Raw genomic sequence first — 22,418 nt, 5'->3', positions numbered from 1 at the left:
ACGGAAAACGAGCCTGGAAAGCTCCAAAAGGCGCAGGGAAGCAAGCGGTGGGCTTTCGCGGACACGTACGCTCTAAGAGTGCTCTCCGTGGTTCCTACCCCCATCACCGTTCGCGTCCCGGCCAAGGTGAACCTGCACCTGTCGGTCGGTGACCCGCGCCCGGACGGCTACCACGAGCTGGTCACCGTCTTCCAGGCGCTGTCGATGACCGACGAGGTCACCGTGCTGGTCGCCGGGGAGCCGGGCATCGACGTGCACGGCGAGGGCGCGGATTCGGTGCCCACCGGGCCCAGCAACCTCGCGTGGAAGGCCGTGCAGCTGCTCGCCGAGCACAGCGGGCGGGATCCGGAGGAACCCGGGGTGCGGCTGTCGATCAGCAAGGGCATCCCGGTCGCCGGCGGGATGGCCGGGGGCAGCGCCGACGCGGCGGCGACGCTGCTGGCGCTGAACCACCTGTGGCGGCTGGAGCTGGGCCGCGACGAGCTCAGCGAGATCGCCGCGAAGCTGGGTAGCGACGTCCCGTTCTCGCTGCAGGGCGGCACGGCGCTGGGCACCGGCCGCGGCGAGCGGCTCGTGCCGGTGCTGGCCCGGCACACCTTCCACTGGGTGATCGCGTTGGATCGCCGGGGCTTGGGCACGCCCGGCGTCTACACCGAGCTCGACCGGCTGCGGGCGGAGTCGAAGCCGAACCGGGTCGGGGAGGTCGAGCCGCTGCTGGAGGCGCTGTCGTCCGGCGACCCGCGGCAGCTCGCCCTGCTGCTGGGCAACGATCTGCAGGCAGCGGCCGTCTCGCTGCGGCCCGGGCTGCGGCGCACGCTGCGCGCGGGCGTGCAGGCGGGAGCGCTCGCGGGGATCGTGTCCGGCTCGGGCCCGACCTGCGCCTTCCTCTGCACCGACGCGGACGCGGCGGTCCACGTGGCGGCCGAGCTCTCCGGCGCGGGGGTGTGCCGCACGGTCCGCGTCGCGCACGGCCCGGTCCCGGGCGCGCGGATCGTTTCCGAGGAACCCGCGCACCGCCCGACCCCGCCCCAGGTCCACGCCTGAAGTCCAGTTTCAATTGAAACTGGACGCTGAAACTGGACGCCTAGGACATCCGGTGACGCAGTTTCAATTTGAAACTGCGCCGGGACGACCCCAGCCCGTGATCATGCAACGCAGTAGATGGAGTAGACGAGCACCCGATGGTGAACCTGGTCAATCTGGAGTCGGTCAGCAAGAGCTACGGCGTGCGCCCGCTGCTGGACGAAGTTTCGCTGGGCGTCTCGGCGGGCGAGCGCATCGGGGTCGTCGGGCTCAACGGCGGCGGCAAGACGACGCTGCTGGAGGTCCTCTCCGGCGTCGCCGAACCCGACAGCGGCCGGGCCAGCCAGTCCCGCGACCTGCGGATGGCGGTGGTCACGCAGCGCACCGAGCTGCCCGCGGACTCGACCGTGCGCAACGCGGTGCTCGACCCTCATGGCTTCAGCGCCGAACATGAATGGGCCGCCGACCCGCGCGTGCGGTCGGTGCTTACCGGCCTCGGCATGACCCGCCTCGGCCTGGACACCCCGGTCACCGACTTCTCCGGCGGCGAGCGCCGCCGCGTCGCGCTGGCCGCCGCGCTGGTGCGCGACCTTGACCTGCTGGTGCTCGACGAGCCGACCAACCACCTGGACGTCGAAGGCGTGCACTGGCTGGCCGACCACCTGCTGGAGCGCAAGTGTGCGCTGGTGATCGTCACCCACGACCGCTGGTTCCTGGACACCGTCTGCAACCGCACCTGGGAGGTCGTCCAGGGCCGTGTCGAGCAGTACGAGGGTGGATACGCCGACTGGATCTTCGCCCGCGCCGAACGCGCCCGCATCGCCCAGCAGGCCGAGGAGAAGCGACAGAACCTCGCCCGCAAGGAACTCGCGTGGCTGCAGCGCGGTGCGAAGGCCCGCACCTCGAAGCCCCGGTACCGGATGGAGGCCGCCGAGGCGCTGATCGCCGACCTGCCGGAGCCCCGCGACACCGTCGAGCTGGTCGCGTTCGCCAAGCGGCGCCTCGGCAAGACGGTGCTGGAGCTGGAGGACGTCGACCTCCGGATCGCGGACCGCGCGCTGCTGGACGCCGTCACCTGGCGCATCGGCCCCGGCGACCGGATCGGCCTGGTCGGCGTCAACGGCTCCGGCAAGACCACGCTGCTCAAGCTGCTCGCCGGGGAACGCGAACCCGACGCGGGCAAGCGCGTCGAGGGCAAGACGGTGCGGCTGGCGCACCTGACCCAGGAACTGCACGACTTGCCCGGGCAATGGCGGGTGCTGGAAGCGATCGAGGACGTCGCCGAGCGGGTCACCCTCGGCAAGTACGAGCTGTCCGCGTCGCAGCTCGGCGAGCGCTTCGGGTTCGGCAAGGGGCGGCAGTGGACGCCCGTCGAGGACCTCTCGGGCGGCGAGCGCCGCCGCCTGCAGCTGGCGAGGCTGCTGATGGCCGAGCCGAACGTGCTGATCCTCGACGAACCCACCAACGACCTCGACATCGACACGCTCCAGCAGCTCGAAGACCTGCTGGACAGCTGGCCGGGCACGCTGGTGGTCGTCTCCCACGACCGCTACCTGGTGGAGCGGGTGTGCGACAGCGTGCGCGCGCTGTTAGGCGACGGTCGGCTCACCCACCTGCCGGGCGGTATCGACGAGTACCTGGAGCGGCGGCAGTCGCTGCTGGACGCCGCCGAAGGCAGCGTCGGTAAGCAGGCGACCGATGCGGCGAAGCCGCGAGGGCTCTCCGGCGCGGAGGAGCACGCGGCGCGCAAGGAGCTCGCGCGCTGCGAGCGCCAGCTCGACAAGCTCTCGGAGCGCGAGGCGGGCCTGCACGAGAAGCTTGCGGAGGCCGCGACGGAGCCGGAGCGGCTGGCTGAGCTGAACGTGGAGCTGCGGGCGCTGCAGCAGGAGAAGGACGACATCGAGACCCGCTGGATGGAACTCGCCGACCAGTTCGGCTGACCGGAAGTCGGCAGACCGGCACCCACCTGAGTGGCGGACGCTGTGCGGCCGATCACGGTGCTCGTAAGCTGCGTCACATGAGTCGGTTCGTGGAGACACTGGTGGCGTCCGCCCGGGAGAACTCCGGTGCGCAGGCGCGGGGGCTCACGACGGGCGAGCCCGAACAACCGTGGTTCCGGACGTGGGCTGAGGTGCATGCCGATGCGCTGCGGATGGCCGGGGCGCTGGGCGACGACCTCGGGCCCGGGCGGGTCGTCGCGATCCTCGCCGCAGATCCGGGGCTGATCGCGCCCGCCGTGCAGGCCGTGTGGCTCGGCGGCGGCAGCGTGACCATGCTGCACCAGCCCACGCCGCGCACGGACCTCGCGCACTGGGCCGAGGACACCGTTCGGGTGCTCAAGATGATCGGTGCGCGGCTGGTGCTGCTGGGCGCTCCTTTCGAGCAGTTGGCCGGGGTGCTCGAGGAGAGCGCGATCGTCTACCGGGACCTGGGCGGCCTCACCGGCGGCGAACCGCTCGCCGAGCCGGTCGCGGTCGACGAGGACGCGACGGCCCTGCTGCAGCTGACCAGCGGCTCCACCGCCGAGCCCAAGGCGGTGCGGATCACGCACGGCAACCTCTACGCGAACCTGCGGGCGATGGTCGCCGCCGTCGATCTCACTCCCGAGCGCGACGTCGCGGTGTCCTGGCTGCCGCTGTTCCACGACATGGGGATGGTCGGTTGCCTGACGGTGCCGATGGCCATCGGGATGTCGGCGGTCAAGGTCACCCCGGCGGACTTCCTGGCCCGGCCGCTGCTGTGGCCCGAGCTGATCAGCCGGTACCGCGCGACCGTGACCGCCGCGCCGAACTTCGCCTACGCCATCGTGGCCCGCCGGATGGCTCGCGCCGACGACGGCGACTTCGACCTGTCGAGCCTGCGGTTCACGCTCAACGGCGCCGAACCCATCGATCCGTCGGCGGCGCAGTCGTTCACAGACGAGGGCGCCCGGTTCGGACTCCGCCCGAACTGCATGGTGTGCGCCTTCGGGATGGCCGAGGCCACGCTCGCGGTGTCCTTTGCCCCGCTGGGCCGGGGTTTGGAGGTCGACGTCGTCGGTGCGGACGTGCTGGAGCAGCAGCGCCGCGCGGAGCCTGTGTCCCAGGATGCCGAGCGGGCGCGGCAGTTCGCGCTGCTGGGCCACCCGCTGCCGGGGCTGGAGGTCGACGTCGTCGACGACGCCGGGCAGCAGCTGAGGGAGCGGCAGGTGGGGCGGCTGCGGATCCGGGGCGCGGCGGTGACGCCGGGCTACCTCACCGTCGACGGGCCGCTGTCCACACAGGACGAAAACGGCTGGCTGGACACCGGGGACGAGGGGTACCTGGTCGACGGGCAGGTGGTGATCTGCGGGCGCCGCAAGGACGTGATCATCATGGGCGGCCGCAACATCTACCCGGTGGACATCGAGCGGGCCGCCTGCCAGGTCGAGGGGGTGCGCGCGGGCAACGCCGCCGCGGTCCGGCAGGAGGCCGGGAGCCGCCGCGAACGCTTCGCGGTGGTGCTGGAGTCGCGCTTGGCGGGCGACGAGAACGCGGAGAAGGCGCTGCGCAAGGAGGTCGCGGCCCGCATCGTCGACGCCGTGGGCGTCCGCCCGTCGGCGGTCGTGGTGCTGGCTCCGGGTTCGCTGCCGAAAACCCCGTCCGGGAAGCTCAAGCGAGCCGCGACCGCGTCCCTGGTCCCCAGCAACTGACCAATGTGGACGACCGGAACCCGTTCGTGCGATGGGTGAAGGGCACTTCGACCGGCACCTAGGACACCGCGGCGCGCCAGCGCCTCCGCGGGGACGAAGGTGCCCTTCACACGGAAAGACCCACCTGCGGGTCGCAGTGATCTGGAAGCAGGCAGGGGCGGCGATTTCGCGTGAAATCGCCGATCCGGGTGTTAGAGCCTGTCGGCGAATGCCGTCCGCGCCTTTGGAAGCGGCGTAGCCGCTTGCATTCACCTTGCCAAGACGACCATCGGCGGGTTCTGAGAGGTTTTCTGGCGAGGACGGCCCCTCCGCCGCGTATTGGACATACGTCAGGAGGGGCACGTGCGACCTTCACCGGAGTCGCCGCTGCTGCGGCGCTTGCCGCGCAGGGTCGACGGCGTCGAACGCTCCAGGGAACCTCTCAGGTTCCGCTAAGCGACCACCCACCTAGACCATCCATCAACAGGCTCTTAGTGGAACTGGTTCTGGGCGGCTTCGAGGCCCTTGGTGACCACAGCTTCCACCGCGTCCGCGCAGACGTCGATGAAGTAGGCGAGCTCCTTGCGCTCCGTCCCGGAGAAGTCCTTCAGGACGTAGTCGGCAGGGTCCATCCGGCCGGGCGGGCGACCGATGCCGAAGCGGACCCGCACGTAGTCGCGGGTGCCCAGGGACTTGCTGATCGAGCGCAGCCCGTTGTGGCCGTTCTCGCCGCCACCGCGCTTGAGCCGGATGGTGCCGAACGGCAGGTCGAGCTCGTCGTGGATCACGATCAGGGATTCCGGCGGCGCCTTGTAGAACTTCACCGCGCCGGCCACCGGGCCGCCGGAGAGGTTCATGAACGAGCGCGGCTTGACCAGCACGGCGCGCGCGCCAGCCAACCGTCCCTCGACGACCTCGGCACCGGCCTTGTGCGCCTTGAACTTCCCGCCGATCCGGTCGGCGAGCTCGTCGGCGACAAGGAAACCGATGTTGTGCCGGTTTCCGGCGTAGCGCGGACCGGGGTTGCCGAGCCCGGCGATCAGCGCGACCGAGTCCGGAGTGCTCACGGGAAGAAGCTCCTGCTCTAGATGGCACGCAGCGCGCTGTCCCGCTCAGGTCGAGGGGGACAGCGCGCGGTGCGCCCGACGTCGGGGGCTCAGGCCTCTTCGGCTCCGCCCTCGGCGGCCTCGGCGGGGGCCTCTTCGGCCATCGCCGAGGCGGCTTCGGTGACGTTGACGACCAGGGCCTCGGGGTCGGACTGCAGGGTCACGCCCGCGGGCAGCTGGATGTCGGAGGCGTGGAACTGGGTGCCGATCTCGGCACCGGCGATCGACAGCTCCAGCTGCTCGGGGATGTGCAGCGCCTCGGTCTCGATCTCGACCTCGGTGATCTCCTGGCTGACCAGGCCGCCGGGGCCGGCCTCGCCGGAGAGCACGACCGGAACCGCGACGGTGACCTTCTCGCCGTGCTTGACCAGCAGCAGGTCGACGTGCTCGATGTAGTTCTTGATCGGGTGCGTGGTGATGGTCTTGGTGAGCGCGATCTCGCTGTCGCCACCGGACACATCAAGCGTCAGCACCGCGTTGTGCCCGTTCTCGCGGATCGCGCGGGCGAACTCCACGGAGGGCAGGGACAGGTGCTTCGGGTCGGAGCCATGACCGTAGAGCACCGCGGGGATCTTGCCGGCGCGGCGGGTGCGGCGGGCCGCCCCCTTGCCGAACTCGGTGCGCTGCTCGACGGCGATACGTACCTCGGACACGGTGGTGCACTCCTCATGACGTCGGGCGGAACGTGAATTGGTCGCTGGCCTGCGGCGGTGGGGCGCGCTACTGGCGTGATTACGACGCGGTGCCGAACAGGCACCCGGGGTGTGAGCGACATCAGTGCGCCAACCGAATGGTCGGCGACCACCGTGCCACCGCGCCGATCACGCCGGGCGAACGTCCCGACCTCGCCGAGGCAACCCGAATAGTCTAAACGGTGCTTGCACAGTCGTTTTCGCATGGGTGACCCCACCCGGTTCAGGCCGCTCCCGGGGTTCGGTGCGGGCGTCCGAGCTCGATGGTTACCTCCAGGAACTCAGTGCACGTTGAAGTCACCAGTAACTAATGGTTAGCGTCGGTGACCAGCACAGAAGGAGGATGCGATGAGAGTGGTCCTGTTCGGCGCCACCGGCTTCGCCGGCGGCAAGATCCTGCAGGAAGCGCGGCAGCGCGGGCACGAGGTGGTCGGCGTGGCGCGGCACGTCGAGTCCTTGGCCGAGCCGAAGGATGCGGGCTCGCTGCACGACGAGAAGTTCGTGCTCGACGCGACTGCGGGTGCGGACGCGCTGATCGTGGCGATCCCGGCGCGGCCGATGCCCGACGGAACGAAGCTGTTCGACGCGGTGCCAACGCTGTTCGCCGCGGCCGCGCGGCGCGGCCTGCGGATCGGCGTGGTCGGCGGTGCCGGCAGCCTTAGGGTCGTCGATGGCGGCCCGCGGTTGATCGACACCCCGGAATTCCCGGACGAGTTCAAGCCGGAGGCGGGCGCGCACGCTGAGGTGCTCGCGGCGCTCCAGGAGGCGCCCGCCGGGGTGGACTGGTTCTACGTCAGCCCTGCGGCGAACTTCGGTGCCCACGCTCCGGGCGAGCGGACCGGGTCCTACCGGCTCGGCGGCGACGTGCTGGTGACCGATGCGGACGGCGACTCGTCGATCAGCGGCGACGACTACGCGATCGCGTTCGTCGACGAGCTGGAGCGGCCCGCGCACCAGCGGCAGCGCTTCACGGTCGGCTACTGAGCAGCCTCGTGATCGGTGATTCCAGTCACAGAAGACCGGTCCTGAAATACTTGAAGACTCAATAATGTTGAGATGAGGGGCTCGCGCCGTCCGGTGCGAGCCTCCCGATCCCCACCCGACGGCTCCAGGAGTTAGTTCATGACCGCGATCGACCAGACCGAGCAGCTGGTGCTCGGCGCGGACGCCCAGGACCTGCTGTTCCGCGACGCCCGCACAGCCAACAGCTTCAGCGACGAGCCCGTCACCGACGAGCAGGTCCAGGCAATCTACGACCTGGTCAAGTGGGCCCCGACGTCGATGAACCAGCAGCCCCTGCGGATCGTGCTGGTGCGATCCGAGGAGAGCCGGCAGCGGCTGCTGCCGCACCTGATGGAGGGCAACCGGGCCAAGACCGAGAAGGCCCCGCTGGTAGCGATCCTGGCCGCCGACACCGACTTCCACGAGAACCTGCCGCGGGTGTTCCCGCACGCGGAAGGCGTGAAGGACATGTTCGCGGCCAACGACGAGCTCCGCCTGAACCACGCGAACCTTAACGCGAGCCTGCAGATCGCGTACTTCATCCTCGGCGTGCGCGCCGCGGGGCTGGCCGCGGGCCCGATGACCGGGTTCGACGCGGCCGGCATCAACGCCGAGTTCTTCCCGGAGGGCAAGCAGCAGTCGCTGGTGGTCGTGAACATCGGCAAGCCGGGCGAGAACCCCTGGTTCGACCGCCTACCCCGCCTCGACTACGACGAGGTCGTCACCACCGTCTGATCCCCACGCAATTTCCATTGAAATCGAAGGTCCGATTTCAATGGAAATTGCGGATCGTCGGCGTGTCGGACACCGACACGCCGAACGGTCGTGGGAAACCCCACGACCTTTCGTGGGGAACCACGCAATTTCCATTGAAATCGAGGGTCCGATTTCAATGGAAATTGCGGGGCCTTGAGGCAGCGAGCGGCCCCGGTCCGAAGTGGACCGGGGCCGCTCGTGGTTCGTGGCCGTTCGACCTCGCTCGGTCAGGCGCGGCCGTCGAAGAGGCTGGTGACGGAGCCGTCCTCGAAGACCTGGTGGATGGCCTCCGCGACCAGCGGGGCGATCGACAGGACCGTGAGGTTCGGGAACCGGCGCTCCTCCGGGATCGGCAGCGTGTTGGTCAGCACGACCTCCTTCGCGCCGCAGGACGACAGCCGCTCCACCGCCGGGCCGGACAGCACGGCATGGGTGGCGGCGATGATGACGTCCTTCGCACCGGCCGCCAGCAGCTGCTCGGTGGCCTTGGTGATGGTGCCGCCGGTGTCGATCATGTCGTCGACCAGCACGCACAGCCGGCCCTCGACGTCACCGACGACGCGGTTGGCGACCACCTGGTTGGGCTTGCTGGGATCGCGGGTCTTGTGGATGAACGCCAGCGGCGTGCCGCCGAGGTCATCGGCCCACTTCTCCGCCACCCGGACCCGGCCGGAGTCGGGGGAGACCACGGTGATCTGGTCGCCCGCGTAGGTGTCGCGGATGTAGCTGGCCAGCAGCTTCTGGGCCATCAGGTGGTCCACCGGGCCGTCGAAGAAGCCCTGGATCTGGTCGGTGTGCAGGTCCACCGCCATGATCCGGTCCGCGCCGGCGGTCTTGAACAGGTCGGCCATCAGCCGCGCCGAGATCGGCTCGCGGCCCTTGTGCTTCTTGTCCTGGCGCGCGTAGCCGTAGAACGGCATGACCACGGTGATGCGCTTGGCGCTGGCCCGCTTGAGCGCGTCCACCATGATCAGCTGTTCCATGATGGCGTCGTTGAGCGGGTTGCAGTGCGACTGGATGACGAAGGCGTCGCAGCCGCGCACCGACTCGTCGTAGCGCACGAAGATCTCGCCGTTGGCGAACTTGTAGGCACTCTGGGGCGTGACCGTTACGTCGAGCTGCTTGGCCACCTCCTCGGCCAGTTCCGGGTGACTGCTACCGGAGAAGAGCTTGAGGCTCTTCTTCGGGGTCGCAGACATGGCACTCACGGTCATCGTCCCTCCCCGTAAGACGTCCATCATCGGGCGTCGTTCGTCGGATTGGCGGTTGGTTCTGCTTTCGACAAAGCCTGTTGTGCGGCCTGGTCTGCGGCGGTGCCGGGGCGGCGCTTGGCGACCCAGCCTTCGATGTTGCGTTGCTTCCCGCGGGCGACCGCCATCGCCCCTGGCGGGACATCCTGGGTGATCACGGAGCCGGCGGCGGTGTAGGCGCCGTCGCCGACCTCGACCGGGGCGACGAACATGTTGTCCGCGCCGGTCCGGGCGTGTGATCCGATCACGGTGTGGTGCTTGGCCACCCCGTCGTAGTTGACGAAGACCGTGGCGGCGCCGATGTTGCTCTGCTCGCCGATCGTCGCGTCGCCCACGTAGCTCAGGTGCGGCACCTTGGTGCCGTCGCCGATCGCGGCGTTCTTGGTCTCGACGAAGGTGCCGATCTTGCCGTTCGTGCCGAGCCGGGTGCCGGGGCGCAGGAAGGCGAACGGCCCGACCTTGGCGTCCGGTCCGATCTCGGCGCCCTCGCCGTGGGTGCGCACCACGGAGGCGCCGGGGTGGATCACGCAGCCGGTGAGCGTGGTGTCGGGGCCGACGGTCGCGCCCTCGCCGACGGTGGTGCCGCCGCGCAGCTGCACGCCCGGCTCCAGCAGGACGTCGCGCTCCAGCACCACGTCGCAGTCCAGCCACACCGAGTTCGGGTCGATGATCGTGACGCCCGCGCGCATCCAGCGCAGCAGCAGCCTGCGGTTGAGCTCGGCGCCGAGGCGGGCCAGCTGCACCCGGTCGTTGATGCCTTCCACCAGCCACGGGTCGGCGCAGACCAGGGCGCCGACCGGGCGGCCGTCGTCGCGCGCGATCGACAGGACGTCGGTCAGGTAGAGCTCGCCCTGGGCGTTGTCGGTGGACAGCCGCTTGAGCGCGTCGGTGAGCACTTCCGCATCGAAGGCGTAGACCCCGGAGTTGATCTCGGTGATCTCCGCCTGCTCGGGAGTGGCGTCCTTCTGCTCGACGATGCCGGTCACCCGGCCGTCGGCGTCGCGCAGCATCCGGCCGTAGCCGGTCGGCTCGTCGACCACCGCGGTCAGCACGGTGACGGCGTTGCCGGAGTCGCGGTGCTCGGCGAGCAGGCCGCGCAGGGTGTCGCCGTCGAGCAGCGGCACGTCGCCGTAGCTGACCAGCACCGTGCCGGTGAGGCTGTCGGCCAGTTCGGAGAGTCCGCACGAGACCGCGTGCCCGGTGCCGAGCTGCTCTTCCTGCATCGCGGTGCCGATCGGGCGGTCGAGGGCGCCGGCCAGGCCTTTCAGGTGCTCGGCGACGGCGTCGCGGCCGTGCCCCAGCACGACCACCAGCGCATCGGGGTCGACACCGGCCGCAGCGCGCACGGCGTGTTCGACCAGGGGCCTGCCCGCGAGCCGGTGCAGCACCTTCGGCGTCGCCGATCGCATCCTGGTGCCCTCGCCAGCGGCGAGCACGATCGTGCTGACGGTTTCCGGAGACGCATCGCTGCGGGAGGAGGGCTGGGCGGTGTCGCCCTGGAGCATCAGCGCTCTCCCTTGATCTCTAGAAGCGGCTCGGCGGCGTCGATCAGCCGTCGGGCCGACAATGCCTGTCGCGTCCAAGCGGGTGAAGGGTAACCGGCCCGCCGCCCCCTCGGCCCCGGTGCCCCTGCGCGCCTGTCCGGCGGGTGTGATGGTACCGCTGACCGGCGGTATTCCGTGTGCGGAGTCAGCCCTCTAGCTGCGGCTTTGTGATCTTCCCTGCACTTGCGGAGCCCCCGCGGCGCTGCCTGCTGTGGCCGATCACACGCCTGATGAACCAGGGAACCTGGCATGGGCGAAGGGCCCTCCGGTCGACTACGCCGGTTGAAGGGGCCCTTCACTCACCATTCGAACGAGTCAGAGGGCGTCCGGGGGGATCCACACCGAGTGATCTTCGGCCGGTGTGTCCGGTGGGTCGTTGGTCACGCCGGGGAACGCCCAGACGCGGTTGCCGCCGTCGCGCTTCGCCTGGTACATCGCGGCATCCGCGCGCGCCAGCACCTGCGCGGCCGATTCCTGCGGGCGCATCGCGACGACGCCGATCGACAGGGTCACGCCGCGCGAGAGCTCGCCGGGCAGCCGGTCGACCGCCTCGGCGGTGCGCTGCAGCGCAGCCTCTGCGGCACCGAGGGCCGCGCCAGGCAGCAACACGACGAACTCGTCACCGCCGTAGCGGGCCACGAAGTCATCGGTGCGCAGGGTGTCGCGCAGGGTCATCGCGACTGTGCGCAGCACGTCGTCGCCCTCCGCGTGCGAGCAGCGGTCGTTGACGCCCTTGAACCCGTCGAGGTCGACCAGCGCCACCGCCAGCGGCTGCGCATCGGGCGCGTTGAGCAGCGTCTCCAGCCGGTCGTCCAGCGCGCGGCGGTTCGACAGGCCGGTGAGCGGGTCCTGCAGGGCCTGCCGGGTGATCGCGTCGTGCCTGTGAATCAGCCGCGAGTTCTCCAACCTGGTGACCAAAGTGGACAGTCGGGCCTGGCGCATCGTCCACAGCTCGGTCTCCAGCTCCAGCGCGTAGTCCCGCAGCGCGTCGTGGGTGCCTCTGGTGCCGACTTCGATCAGCTGCGCGTACTCGCGGGCCAGCGAGATGCGCAGTGTCGGCTCCGACGTGTCGCTGGCCGTGTCCTCACGGGTGTCCGACAGCACACGCACCGCTTCTTCGCTGAGGTCCGCGCGGGTCAGGCACCGGGACAGCGCGATCGCGACGATGATCTTCTCCCGCGGGTGGATCGCCCGGTCCAGGGCGCGCAACACCTCGAGCCGCTTGATGTGCTCCACGTGCGGCTGCGCCAGCGCGTGGGCGGCGCCGAGCACCGGCACCTGCTCGGCGGCGGGGCGGTCGGACACCCGGGGGAACAGCGACTCGCGCCACGGGCCCTCCACCGCGACCGCGATCGCCGACGCGGTGGTGAACCGAGCGGTCGCCTCCGCATGCTGGCCGATGCGCTCCAGCCGCAGCCCCCAGCCCAGCAGCATCCGGCACCGGTTGATCATGTGCACCGCGATCTCGTGCGGGCCGCCGCTCTCCCGGATCCGCTGGTGGGCGCGGGTCATCACCTCGTCGGCCGTCTCGTAGACGCCGAGCTGGGTGAGAACCAGGCCGATGTCGATCAGCGAGGTGGCCAGCAGGCGCTCCCACGACCGGCGGCCCAACGTGCGGTCCGGGACCAGCTCGTCGTCGAGCATCGCCAGGCCGTGCGCGACCTCGGTGAGTGCGTTGTCCTCGCTGCCGCCGAGCAGCGCGCGCCGACTGCGCAGTGCGTGCGCATCGGCCAGCAGGACATCCAGTCCGTGTCGCCGGGTGTGCGTGAGGAGCTCGTCGAGCAGTGGGTCGGCGCTGTCGACGAGGCCGGGCGTCACCAGCCGCATCGAGGCACAGTGCCGCAGGAGTTGGCCGACGATACGCGGTTCGCCGCGTCGCTGGGCCTCAGCGAGCAGGTTGTCGGCTTCGCGGATGGTGCCGCGCTGACTGGCCGTGTCGCTGTGCTGGCCGACTGCGTTGAGTTCGCGTGCGCGTCCCACCAGCCACGCGTCGGACACCTCGCTCAGCGTGGCCACCGGGTCATCGCGCACGGCGGTCGTGTCGTCGCGCAGCGGCGCACACCCCCTGTTCACCATTCCACCCCGGCAGCCCGCGCGGCGCGCTGCGCGGTGTTGCCGGCCGCGCGCCGCATCGGACCTGGGAGGACCGCTCGCTCCGCCGCCAGGATTCGAACCTGGACCATCGGAACCAAAATCCGAGGTGCTGCCTTTACACCACGGCGGATCGGGTGCTGCTGGCCCGCAGTGCCGGCATGTGACTCCTGGCACCGCTGCCAGAGCTTACCGGCCCGGGCTGACAGGCGGTTGTACCCCGCCGACATCGTGGCATGCCCCGGCTGCCGGGTCGGCGTCGGGCTGGTTGCTTCGCGGGTTTCGTCGAGGCTGGCACGTGTATGTGACGTACCGAGCTGTCGCCCGGTTGCGTTCAAGATCACCGCTGTTCGGGTGAACAAGGGCGATTCGGACACGCCCGGGCGGGTGCGACACGCCGCAATTTTGGCGCCGGGGGTGACGATTCGGCATCAAAGAACTTACGCTTGCGTAGGTTACGGTCCCGTAGGGTGGAGGTGTTGCGGGGCCGTGATTCCCGGCGCTGACCGCAGTTTTCCCACCTCCCCAACGCCATTCGAGGTATTGAGTATGACCGCAGCAACCGAGCGCGTTGCCCCTACAGAGGCCCGCGCGGAGTCCGGGCCGAAGCCGCTGACCGCGGGCACCCGACCCTGGGTGGCGCAGCTGGCGGTGTACGTGTTCGTCCTGGTGCCGTTCCTCGCTCTCGTGCTGGCGGTGCCGGCGGCCTGGGGCTGGGGCCTCGGCTGGGTCGACATCGGCTTGGCGCTGGTCTTCTACGTCGCGTCGGGACTCGGTGTGACGGTCGGTTTCCACCGGTACTTCACGCACGGCTCGTTCAAGGCCAAGCGCGGCGTCAAGATCGCGTTGGCGATCTTCGGCATGATTGCCGTGCAAGGCCCGGCGATCACCTGGGTCGCCGACCACCGCCGGCACCACGCCTTCTCCGACCGCGAGGGCGACCCGCACTCGCCGTGGCGCTTCGGCAGCTCGCCCGCCGCGCTGGCGAAGGGCTTCTGGCATGCGCACATGGGTTGGCTGTTCGAGCGCGACCTGACCAACGAGGACCGCTTCGCGCCGGACCTGTTCAAGGACGAAGCGCTGGTGAAGGTCAACCGGCTGTTCCCGCTGTGGACGGCCCTCAGCCTCGTGCTTCCCGGTGTGCTGGGCGGGCTGTTCACCTGGTCGCTGTGGGGCGCGTTCACCGCGTTCTTCTGGGCCGGGCTGGTCCGGGTGTCCTTCCTGCACCACGTGACCTGGTCGGTGAACTCGATCTGCCACATGATCGGCGAGCGGCCGTTCAAGAGCCGGGACAAGGCGGCGAACTTCTGGCCGCTGGCGATCCTGTCCTTCGGCGAGTCGTGGCACAACCTGCACCACGCCGACCCGACCTGCGCCCGGCACGGCGTGCTGCGCGGCCAGATCGACATCTCGGCGCGGGTGATCTGGATCTTCGAGAAGCTCGGCTGGGCCTGGAACGTCCGCTGGTCCAACGAGAAGCGGCTGGCCCGCATCTCGGTCACCGAGTACAAGGGCTGACCGCCCGGCTTCAGCAGTGCCCGCGCGGCGGTGGTCGCGCGGGCACTTCTCATCGGGCCAGCACATCGGTGCCGGCCCCGCACCTTAGGGTTGTGCGAGTGGTATCACGGCGACGCGGGCGGACTGCGCCCGAACCGGAGGCGCGACCGAAGGGACGCACCGTACGGGTCAGGATGACGGGCAAGGAACGCCGGCAGCAGCTGCTGGACGTGGCCCGGGCCTTGTTCGCGGAGAAGGGCTTCGACGGCACGTCGATCGAGGAGATCGCGCACCGCGCCGGGGTGTCCAAGCCGGTCGTCTACGAGCACTTCGGCGGCAAGGAAGGCGTCTACGCGGTGGTGGTCGACCGCGAGATGCGCAACCTGCTGGACCTGGTCGTCTCCGCCCTGTCCGCGGGACATCCCCGGGAACTGCTGGAGCAAGCGGCGCGGGCGCTGCTGGACTACATCGACAACAACACCGACGGTTTCCGGGTGCTGGTGCGGGATTCGCCGGTGGCCAGCAACAGCGGCACATTCTCCAGCCTGCTCAACGACATCGCGAGCCAGGTCGAGCACATCCTCGGCCTGCAGTTCAGCGCGCGGGGCTACGACTCGAAGCTCGCCCCGCTGTACAGCCAGGCGCTGGTGGGCATGGTGGCGCTGACCGGCCAGTGGTGGCTGGAGGCGCGCAAGCCGAAGAAGGAAGAGGTCGCCGCGCACCTGGTGAACCTCGCCTGGAACGGCCTGTCCCACCTGGAGCACAAACCCCGCCTATCGACGAAGTGACGCACCACCGACCCCACCCAGACGCCCGGTGCGCCTGTTCTCCCGCAAGTTCCATTGAAAACGACGGTCCGATTTCAATGGAAATTGCGGTTCAGGACGCCGGGAACGTGCGGTTCAGGATGCCGTGATGCGGAGGACCTTGTCGTCGGTGCCGTTGGACGTGGTGATGTAGAGGGCGCCGGCGGGGCCTTGGCGGGCGGCTCTGAGCCGGCCGTGGGTGTCGTCGAGTTCGGGCGGGATCTCGACCTGGTGGACCGAGCCGTCCGGCTGGACCCCGAACAGCAGCAGGTTGCCGCCCTTGAGCGCCGTGACCGCCAGCACCCCGTCGAAGCGCTTCCACTCCGGACCGGTCAGGAACGTTGCGGCGCAAACGGCTTCCGTTCGGTCTCCCGACGACCAGACCGCTTTGACGGCGTCCGGGAACCGGCGCAGATCGGTCATCGGCACCGACTCGTCGTAAGAGGATTCGGTGCCGCCGCGCGACGGGTCCCAGCCGTAGTTCCCGCCCGGCCGCACCAGGTTGATCTCGTCGTCGACGTCCGGCCCGTGCTCCGCGACGAACACCTGACCGCCGGGCCGCGGTGCGACGCCCTGCGGGTTGCGGTGCCCGTAGGTGTAGAGCAACCGCTCGCTCGGGTTCGGCGAGGCGATGAACGGGTTGTCCGGCAGGGGAGCGCCGGTGTCGATGTTCACCCGCAGCACCTTGCCGCCGAGCGAGCCGCGGTCCTGCGCGATCGCGGGCCGCGCCGTGTCCCCGGTGCTCACCAGCAGCGCTCCGTCTTCGCCCAGCGCCAGCCGGCAGCCGGAGTGCCGTCCGCTGCGGCTCACCGGCAGCCCGGTGAGCAGATTCCCGACCCGATCCGCGCGCGAGCCGTCCTCGGACAGCCGCCAGGTGATCAGCCGGACGTCCACGGGCGTGCCGTTCTCCTGGTGCGTCTGGCAGGTGATGAACCGCCGGTTGGCGGCGAACGACGGGTGCACCAGCAGACCCATCAGCCCGCCCTCGCCTTCCGCGAGCACGTCGCCGAAGTCCGCCCGCACCGGCCGCACCAGCGCGCCCGGTCGGTGATCGGCGAGCAGCGCGAGCCTGCCGGGGCGCTGACTGACCAGCGTGGTGCCGTCCGGCAGGAACCCGATGTCCCAGGGGTGTTCCAGCCCGGCCGCGACGATCTCGACGCGCAGCGCCGACGGTGCCGGGGCCGCCGTGCTCGCCGGTGCGGGCCGATCGGTGCTGTCCGCGCTGGTGCACCCGATCAAGCCGCTGATCAGCGGCAGCAGCAGGGCGAACGCGGCGGGCCGGCGCGGCAGCATGCGCACAGTGTGACATCGGCCATGTGGTGCGTTCGGGCCATCGCGTTCGTGTCGCACCCGGGTCGTAGTCTGGAACCCGATGCCCCTCCCGGTGTTGGCGTTGGTCCCGGGCAGGGGTGTGCCCGCATTCGCCATGTCTTGCTGCGAGGTAGCTCCATGAGCCAGGCCGGTCCCCTGCGCGGACTGCTCGAAATCGTGCTGCGCGATCCAGCCATCCGGCAGGTCGTGGCGGCGGCCGGGCGGCCGCGCCTGGTGTTGGAAGGCCCCCCGGCGGCCCGGTCGCTGACCGCGGGGTCGCTGGCCACCGAGGGCGGCGCCGGGCGGCCAGTGCTGCTGGTCACCGCCACCGGCCGGGAAGCGGAAGAAGCCGCGGCGGCGCTGTCGGACCTGCTGGGTCCGGCCCGAATCGAGGTGTTCCCGTCCTGGGAAACCCTGCCGCACGAACGGCTTTCGCCCCGCGCCGACACCGTCGGCCGGCGGCTGTCGGTGCTGCGCCGCCTCGCGCACCCCGAGGAGCACGCGCACGGCGCCATCCAGGTGCTGGTGACGACGGTGCGCAGCCTGATCCAGCCGATCGCGCCCGGGTTGGGCGAGCTGGCCCCGGTGCGGCTCGCGGTCGGCACCGAGCACGACTTCCAGGAACTGGTCGAGCGGCTCGCGGAGTTGGCCTACGACCGCGTCGACATGGTCGAGAAGCGCGGCGAGTTCGCGGTGCGCGGCGGCATCGTCGACGTGTTCCCGCCGACCGAGGAACACCCGCTGCGGGTCGAGTTCTGGGGCGACGAGGTCACCGAGATCCGCCCGTTCGCCGTCGCCGACCAGCGCTCGCTGCCGGACGCGCCGAGCACCGAGCTGTTCGCCCCGGCCTGCCGGGAGCTGCTGATCACCGAGCAGGTCGCCGAGCGCGCCGCGAAGCTCGCCGAGCAGCACCAGACCGACACCCACCTCGCCGAGATGCTGGAGAAGATCGCCTCGGGCGCGCCGGTCGAAGGCATGGAGGCGCTGATCCCAGCGCTGTGCGAAGGCGAGATGCGGCTGCTGACCGATCTGGCCCCGGCGGGCACGCACGTGCTGCTCGCCGACCCGGAGAAGATCCACGCGCGGGCCGCCGACCTGGTGCGCACCGGCCAGGAGTTCCTGGAGGCCTCCTGGACGGTCGCCGCCGACGGCGGCAAAGCACCCATCGATCTGGGCGCGTCGGCCTACCGCAGGCTGGCCGAGGTCGCCGAGCACACCGTCTCGATCGGCCTGCCGTGGTGGCCGCTGACCCAGCTGACCAGCGAGGAGGGCGAGGACGACGACGAGGTCATCCGGCTCGTTCTCAAGCCGGTGGACGCCTACCACGGCGAAATCGAGCGCGCTTTCGCCGACCTGCGCGCGCACACCGCCGCAGGCGGCGCGGCGGTGCTGGTGGTGGCCGGTGCGGGCACCGCGCAGCGCGCCGTGCAGCAGCTGCGCGAAGCGGAGCTGCCCGCGCGGCTGGCCGAGGACGGGCTGGCGGCGGAGCCGGAATCCGGCGTGGTGACGGTGGTCCGCGGCGGCCTGGAGGACGGCTTCGCCGCACCCGAGGTCGCGCTGGTGGTGCTCACCGAGGCCGACCTGACCGGCGGCCGGGGCGGAACGTCCACGAAGGACATGCGCCGGATGCCGTCGCGGCGGCGCAACGCTGTCGACCCGCTGGCGCTCAAGACCGGCGACTTCGTGGTGCACGAGCAGCACGGCATCGGCAAGTACGTCGAGATGGTGCAGCGCACCGTCGGCGGCGCGACCCGCGAGTACCTGGTGCTGGAGTACGCGGCGAGCAAGCGCGGCCAGCCCGGCGACCGGCTGTTCGTGCCGACCGACCAGCTCGACGAGGTCACCCGCTACGTCGGCGGCGAGGTGCCGACGCTGAACAAGCTCGGCGGCTCGGACTGGAAGAACACCAAGGCCAAGGCCCGCAAGGCGGTCAAGGAGATCGCCGCCGAGCTGGTGCAGCTGTACGCGGCCCGGCAGTCCTCGCCCGGGCACGCCTTCGGCGCGGACACCCCGTGGCAGCGGGAGCTGGAGGACGCCTTCCCCTACACCGAGACCGGTGACCAGATGGCCGCCATCGACGAGGTGAAGGCCGACATGCAGCGCTCGGTGCCGATGGACCGGGTGATCTGCGGCGACGTCGGCTACGGCAAGACCGAGATCGCGGTGCGTGCGGCGTTCAAGGCAGTGCAGGACGGCAAGCAGGCCGCCGTGCTGGTGCCGACCACGCTGCTCGCCCAGCAGCACCTGAACACCTTCACCGACCGGATGCGGTCGTTCCCGGTGACCGTGAAGGGGCTGTCCCGGTTCACCGACCAGATGGAGTCCGAGGAGACCATCCAGGGCCTGGCCGACGGCTCGGTCGACATCGTGATCGGCACGCACCGGCTGCTGCAGACCGGGATCCGGTACAAGGACCTGGGCCTGGTGATCGTCGACGAGGAGCAGCGCTTCGGCGTCGAGCACAAGGAGCACATCAAGGCCCTCCGCACGCACGTGGACGTGCTGACGATGTCCGCGACGCCGATCCCGCGGACGCTGGAGATGAGCATGGCCGGCATCCGGGAGATGTCGACGATCCTCACCCCGCCGGAGGAGCGGCACCCGATCCTGACCTACGTCGGCGCGTACGACCAGAAGCAGGTCGCCGCCGCGATCCGGCGCGAGCTGCTGCGCGACGGTCAGGTGTTCTTCGTGCACAACCGGGTGCACGACATCGAGAAGGTCGCGCGCCAGCTGCGGGAACTGGTGCCGGAGGCGCGGATCGTCACCGCGCACGGGCAGATGAACGAGGACCGGCTGGAGAAGATCATCCAGGGGTTCTGGGAGCGCGAGCACGACGTGCTGGTGTGCACCACGATCGTCGAGACCGGGTTGGACATCTCCAACGCCAACACGCTGATCGTGGATCGCTCCGACCTGCTCGGCCTCGCCCAGCTACACCAGCTGCGCGGCCGCGTCGGGCGGGCCCGCGAGCGCGGCTACGCCTATTTCCTCTACCCGCCGGAGAAGCCGCTGACCGACATGGCGCACGACCGGCTGGCGACCATCGCGCAGAACTCCGAGCTCGGCGCGGGCATGGCGGTCGCGATGAAGGACCTGGAGATCCGCGGTGCGGGCAACATCCTCGGCGCCGAGCAGTCCGGGCACATCGCGGGCGTCGGCTTCGACCTGTACGTGCGGTTGGTCGGCGAGGCGGTCGATGCGTTCCGGCGGCACGCGGGCGCGGAGCCGGGGGAGACCGAGGAGGAGCTCACCGAGGTCCGGGTCGACCTGCCAATCGACGCGCACATCCCGCACGACTACGTGCCGGGGGAGCGGCTGCGGCTGGAGGCATACCGCAAGCTCGCGGCGGCCGTCGACGTCGAGGCACTGGACGCGGTGCGCGCCGAGCTCGTCGACCGCTACGGGCCGTTGCCGGAGCCGGTGGAGCGGCTGCTGAAGGTGGCCCACTTCCGGCAGTTCTGCCGGGAGCACGGGGTCAGTGAGGTGACGTTGCAGGGCGCTTCGCTGCGGGTGGCGCCGCTGGAGCTGCCGGACTCGAAGCAGGTCCGGCTCAAGCGGCTGTACCCGAAGGCGGTGTACAAGCCCGCGGTCCGCACGGTGTCGGTGCCGCGCCCGACGGAAGGCGCGGCAGGAGGCCGGATGGGCGCGCCGCCGCTGCGCGACGAGGCGCTGCTGGACTGGTGCTCCAAGTTCCTGGAGGACCTCACCACCGCTCCCGCCCCGGTCGCGTGAACCCGCCCCGCCACGCAGGTTTCGCCTGAACGCGTGAGTACTTTTGGGTGTCATAGCACCTGAAAGTGCTCACGGCGCCTGGCCAGCCGGGACGTCGTGCTTCTGAGTTGCCGAGATACCGACCCGGCGTGACCGTTGATTCGGCTTCGCAGTGCGTGACTAGGAGGCGGGGGACCATGACCAGGAAGGCCTCGGAACCGGAGAAGACGGGCATACCGCAGTCACCCGCCGCGTTCGCCGCCGAACACTCGGCCCGCACCGACTTCGTGATCTTCGGGGTCACCGCCGCGATCACGATCTTCTTCGTCTGCTGGGGCGTGTTCTCCACCGATTCGCTGGCGCGGGTCTCGTCCGCCGCGCTGTCCTGGCTGGTGACCAACATCGGCTGGGGTTTCGTGCTCGCCGCGACCGGGTTCGTGGTGTTCGCGCTGTGGCTGGCGATCAGCCGCTACGGCGCGATCCCGCTGGGGCAGGACGGCGAGGAGCCGGAATTCCGCACCGTGTCGTGGATCGCGATGATGTTCAGCGCCGGCATGGGCATCGGCCTGATGTTCTTCGGCGTCGCAGAACCGCTGGCGCACTTCGTCGAACCGCCGCCCGGCACCGTGGAACCGCTGAGCGAGGCGGCGGTGGAGACCGCGATGGCGACGTCGCTGTTCCACTGGACACTGCACCCGTGGTCGATCTACGCCGTCGTCGGGCTGTCCATCGCGTACTGCAGCTTCCGGCGCGGTCGCAAGCAGCTGATCAGCGCCGTGTTCACGCCGCTGATCGGCAAGCGCGGCGCGGAGGGCCCGATCGGCAAGCTGATCGACATCCTCGCGCTGATCGCGACGCTGTTCGGCTCGGCGGCCTCGCTGGGGCTGGGGACGCTGCAGATCCAGAGCGGCATGCAGTCGGCCGGCTGGATCAACGGGGTCGGCAACACGGTGCTGGTGCTGATCATCGTGGTGCTGACGATCTGCTTCATCTTCTCGGCGGTGTCGGGCGTGGCCAAGGGCATCCAATGGCTATCCAACATCAACATGGTGCTTGCCGCGCTGCTGGCGATCTTCGTGTTCGTGGTCGGCCCGACGGTGTTCGTCCTCGACCTGCTGCCCACCTCGATCGGCGCCTACATGAGGGACTTCGGCGAGATGGCCTCCCGGTCCGGCGCCACCGGCGGTGCGGCGATGAACGACTGGTTGTCCAGCTGGACGATCTTCTACTGGGCGTGGTGGATCTCGTGGACGCCGTTCGTCGGCATGTTCATCGCGCGGATCAGCCGCGGCCGCACGATCCGGCAGTTCGTCGCCGGCGTGATCCTGGTGCCCAGCGCGGTGAGCCTGGTGTGGTTCACGATCTTCGGCGGCAGCTCGATCCGGGTGCAGCAGAGCGGCGTCGACGTGTTCCGCAGCGGCGGCGAGGAGGCGCAGACCTTCCGGGTGCTGGAGACGCTGCCGCTGCCGGCGATCACCACGGTGCTGGTGATGGTCCTGGTCGCGATCTTCTTCGTCTCCGGCGCGGACGCGGCGTCGGTGGTGATGGGCACGCTGTCGCAGCGTGGTTCGATCGAGCCGAAGCGGTGGATGGTGGTGTTCTGGGGCGCGGCGACGGGTGCGGTGGCCGCGATCATGCTCATCGTCGGCGGGGAGAACGCGCTCAGCGGCATCCAGAACCTGACCTTCCTGGCGTCGGCGCCGTTCGCGGTGGTGATGGTGCTGCTGTGCGTGGCGCTGATGAAGGACCTGCGCGAGGACCCGCTGATGCAGCGCGGCGAGAAGGGCGCGCAGGTGCTGGAGCAGGCGGTAATCGCCGGTACCGAGCGCCACGGCGGGGACTTCCAACTGGAAGTCGGCCCGACCGAAGGGGATTTAAATCCGTACTGATCTATCCACTGTGGATTCATGACTGCTGCTCCGTATACTCCACAGTGGATTCGTCGTTGGTGATCTCCGGGTTGGCCGATCGGGTGTG

Annotated in this window: 15 protein-coding genes and 1 tRNA gene; 9 read left to right on the top strand and 7 right to left on the bottom strand. The window is 70.0% G+C overall.

Annotated elements, in window-relative coordinates:
* The first annotated feature begins 87 nt into the window (after positions 1-87).
* The 3 genes from DL519_RS26435 (at position 88) to DL519_RS26425 (ending at position 4,693) form a co-directional block, all read left to right on the top strand.
* Entirely contained in the window at positions 88-1,044 is a 957-nt protein-coding gene (locus tag DL519_RS26435; protein WP_190818758.1) for a 4-(cytidine 5'-diphospho)-2-C-methyl-D-erythritol kinase, read from the top strand.
* A gap of 137 nt (positions 1,045-1,181) precedes the next feature.
* Positions 1,182-2,963, top strand: coding sequence for an ABC-F family ATP-binding cassette domain-containing protein (locus DL519_RS26430; protein ID WP_190818757.1), 1,782 nt, complete (start codon positions 1,182-1,184; stop codon positions 2,961-2,963).
* A gap of 77 nt (positions 2,964-3,040) precedes the next feature.
* Positions 3,041-4,693 carry a fatty acyl-AMP ligase gene (locus DL519_RS26425; RefSeq protein WP_190818756.1) on the top strand — a complete coding sequence of 551 codons (1,653 nt, stop codon included), beginning with the start codon at positions 3,041-3,043 and terminating at the stop codon, positions 4,691-4,693.
* 470 nt (positions 4,694-5,163) lie between these two features.
* Here DL519_RS26425 and pth read toward each other — a convergent pair whose 3' ends face one another.
* Both pth and DL519_RS26415 read right to left on the bottom strand, forming a co-directional pair.
* Positions 5,164-5,739: an aminoacyl-tRNA hydrolase gene (gene pth, locus DL519_RS26420; RefSeq protein WP_190818755.1), complete on the bottom strand. Its 576-nt coding sequence runs from the start codon at positions 5,737-5,739 to the stop codon at positions 5,164-5,166.
* Positions 5,740-5,828: 89 nt separating this feature from the next.
* Positions 5,829-6,431: a 50S ribosomal protein L25/general stress protein Ctc gene (locus DL519_RS26415; RefSeq protein ID WP_190818753.1), complete on the bottom strand. Its 603-nt coding sequence runs from the start codon at positions 6,429-6,431 to the stop codon at positions 5,829-5,831.
* A gap of 387 nt (positions 6,432-6,818) precedes the next feature.
* On the opposite strand from DL519_RS26415, the gene DL519_RS26410 reads away from it, so the two are divergent.
* Together DL519_RS26410 and DL519_RS26405 are read left to right on the top strand one after the other, a co-directional pair.
* Positions 6,819-7,454, top strand: a complete 636-nt coding sequence (locus tag DL519_RS26410) for an NAD(P)-dependent oxidoreductase (RefSeq protein WP_190818751.1) — start codon at positions 6,819-6,821, stop codon at positions 7,452-7,454.
* Between the two features lie 138 nt (positions 7,455-7,592).
* Positions 7,593-8,207: a malonic semialdehyde reductase gene (locus tag DL519_RS26405; protein ID WP_190818749.1), complete on the top strand. Its 615-nt coding sequence runs from the start codon at positions 7,593-7,595 to the stop codon at positions 8,205-8,207.
* Positions 8,208-8,455: 248 nt separating this feature from the next.
* Here the strand turns inward: DL519_RS26405 and DL519_RS26400 are convergent, their stop codons facing one another.
* The 4 genes from DL519_RS26400 to DL519_RS26385 form a co-directional block, all read right to left on the bottom strand.
* The gene (locus tag DL519_RS26400; RefSeq protein WP_223840360.1) at positions 8,456-9,427 is read right to left on the bottom strand and encodes a ribose-phosphate diphosphokinase; all 972 of its coding nucleotides are present in this window, start codon (positions 9,425-9,427) and stop codon (positions 8,456-8,458) included.
* 38 nt (positions 9,428-9,465) lie between these two features.
* A complete protein-coding gene (glmU, locus tag DL519_RS26395; RefSeq protein WP_190818745.1) occupies positions 9,466-10,983 on the bottom strand; it encodes a bifunctional UDP-N-acetylglucosamine diphosphorylase/glucosamine-1-phosphate N-acetyltransferase GlmU in 1,518 nt (505 codons plus the stop codon).
* Positions 10,984-11,337: 354 nt separating this feature from the next.
* On the bottom strand, positions 11,338-13,098 hold the full coding sequence (locus tag DL519_RS26390; protein WP_223839574.1) for a tetratricopeptide repeat-containing diguanylate cyclase: 1,761 nt from the start codon (positions 13,096-13,098) through the stop codon (positions 11,338-11,340).
* A 77-nt stretch (positions 13,099-13,175) separates the two neighbouring features.
* Positions 13,176-13,246: transfer RNA gene (locus DL519_RS26385), tRNA-Gln, on the bottom strand.
* Between the two features lie 416 nt (positions 13,247-13,662).
* On the opposite strand from DL519_RS26385, the gene DL519_RS26380 reads away from it, so the two are divergent.
* Both DL519_RS26380 and DL519_RS26375 read left to right on the top strand, forming a co-directional pair.
* Positions 13,663-14,631 carry an acyl-CoA desaturase gene (locus DL519_RS26380; RefSeq protein ID WP_190818743.1) on the top strand — a complete coding sequence of 323 codons (969 nt, stop codon included), beginning with the start codon at positions 13,663-13,665 and terminating at the stop codon, positions 14,629-14,631.
* A gap of 173 nt (positions 14,632-14,804) precedes the next feature.
* Positions 14,805-15,398 (top strand): TetR/AcrR family transcriptional regulator, encoded by a 594-nt coding sequence (locus tag DL519_RS26375; RefSeq protein WP_190818741.1) that lies wholly within the window; start codon positions 14,805-14,807, stop codon positions 15,396-15,398.
* A 114-nt stretch (positions 15,399-15,512) separates the two neighbouring features.
* Here the strand turns inward: DL519_RS26375 and DL519_RS26370 are convergent, their stop codons facing one another.
* On the bottom strand, positions 15,513-16,709 hold the full coding sequence (locus DL519_RS26370) for a PQQ-dependent sugar dehydrogenase (protein ID WP_190824233.1): 1,197 nt from the start codon (positions 16,707-16,709) through the stop codon (positions 15,513-15,515).
* A 156-nt stretch (positions 16,710-16,865) separates the two neighbouring features.
* On the opposite strand from DL519_RS26370, the gene mfd reads away from it, so the two are divergent.
* Together mfd and DL519_RS26360 are read left to right on the top strand one after the other, a co-directional pair.
* The gene (mfd, locus tag DL519_RS26365; protein WP_190818739.1) at positions 16,866-20,462 is read left to right on the top strand and encodes a transcription-repair coupling factor; all 3,597 of its coding nucleotides are present in this window, start codon (positions 16,866-16,868) and stop codon (positions 20,460-20,462) included.
* A gap of 176 nt (positions 20,463-20,638) precedes the next feature.
* On the top strand, positions 20,639-22,330 hold the full coding sequence (locus tag DL519_RS26360) for a BCCT family transporter (RefSeq protein WP_190818737.1): 1,692 nt from the start codon (positions 20,639-20,641) through the stop codon (positions 22,328-22,330).
* The last annotated feature ends 88 nt before the right edge of the window (positions 22,331-22,418 follow it).

It is taken from the genome of Saccharopolyspora pogona (genome assembly GCF_014697215.1).
GTDB classification, from domain to species: Bacteria; Actinomycetota; Actinomycetes; order Mycobacteriales; family Pseudonocardiaceae; genus Saccharopolyspora; species Saccharopolyspora hattusasensis.
Note: the sequence above shows the minus strand (reverse complement) of the source record. Positions and strands in the feature narration are given on the sequence as shown.

Coding starts and splice junctions, on each gene's coding strand:
- DL519_RS26430 (WP_190818757.1), top strand. CDS start 1,182: ATGGTGAACCTGGTCAATCTGGAGTCGGTCAGCAAGAGCTACGGCGTG.
- DL519_RS26425 (WP_190818756.1), top strand. CDS start 3,041: ATGAGTCGGTTCGTGGAGACACTGGTGGCGTCCGCCCGGGAGAACTCC.
- DL519_RS26410 (WP_190818751.1), top strand. CDS start 6,819: ATGAGAGTGGTCCTGTTCGGCGCCACCGGCTTCGCCGGCGGCAAGATC.
- DL519_RS26405 (WP_190818749.1), top strand. CDS start 7,593: ATGACCGCGATCGACCAGACCGAGCAGCTGGTGCTCGGCGCGGACGCC.
- DL519_RS26400 (WP_223840360.1), bottom strand. CDS start 9,427: ATGTCTGCGACCCCGAAGAAGAGCCTCAAGCTCTTCTCCGGTAGCAGT.
- glmU (WP_190818745.1), bottom strand. CDS start 10,983: ATGCTCCAGGGCGACACCGCCCAGCCCTCCTCCCGCAGCGATGCGTCT.
- DL519_RS26390 (WP_223839574.1), bottom strand. CDS start 13,098: ATGGTGAACAGGGGGTGTGCGCCGCTGCGCGACGACACGACCGCCGTG.
- DL519_RS26380 (WP_190818743.1), top strand. CDS start 13,663: ATGACCGCAGCAACCGAGCGCGTTGCCCCTACAGAGGCCCGCGCGGAG.
- DL519_RS26375 (WP_190818741.1), top strand. CDS start 14,805: ATGACGGGCAAGGAACGCCGGCAGCAGCTGCTGGACGTGGCCCGGGCC.
- DL519_RS26370 (WP_190824233.1), bottom strand. CDS start 16,709: ATGCTGCCGCGCCGGCCCGCCGCGTTCGCCCTGCTGCTGCCGCTGATC.
- mfd (WP_190818739.1), top strand. CDS start 16,866: ATGAGCCAGGCCGGTCCCCTGCGCGGACTGCTCGAAATCGTGCTGCGC.
- DL519_RS26360 (WP_190818737.1), top strand. CDS start 20,639: ATGACCAGGAAGGCCTCGGAACCGGAGAAGACGGGCATACCGCAGTCA.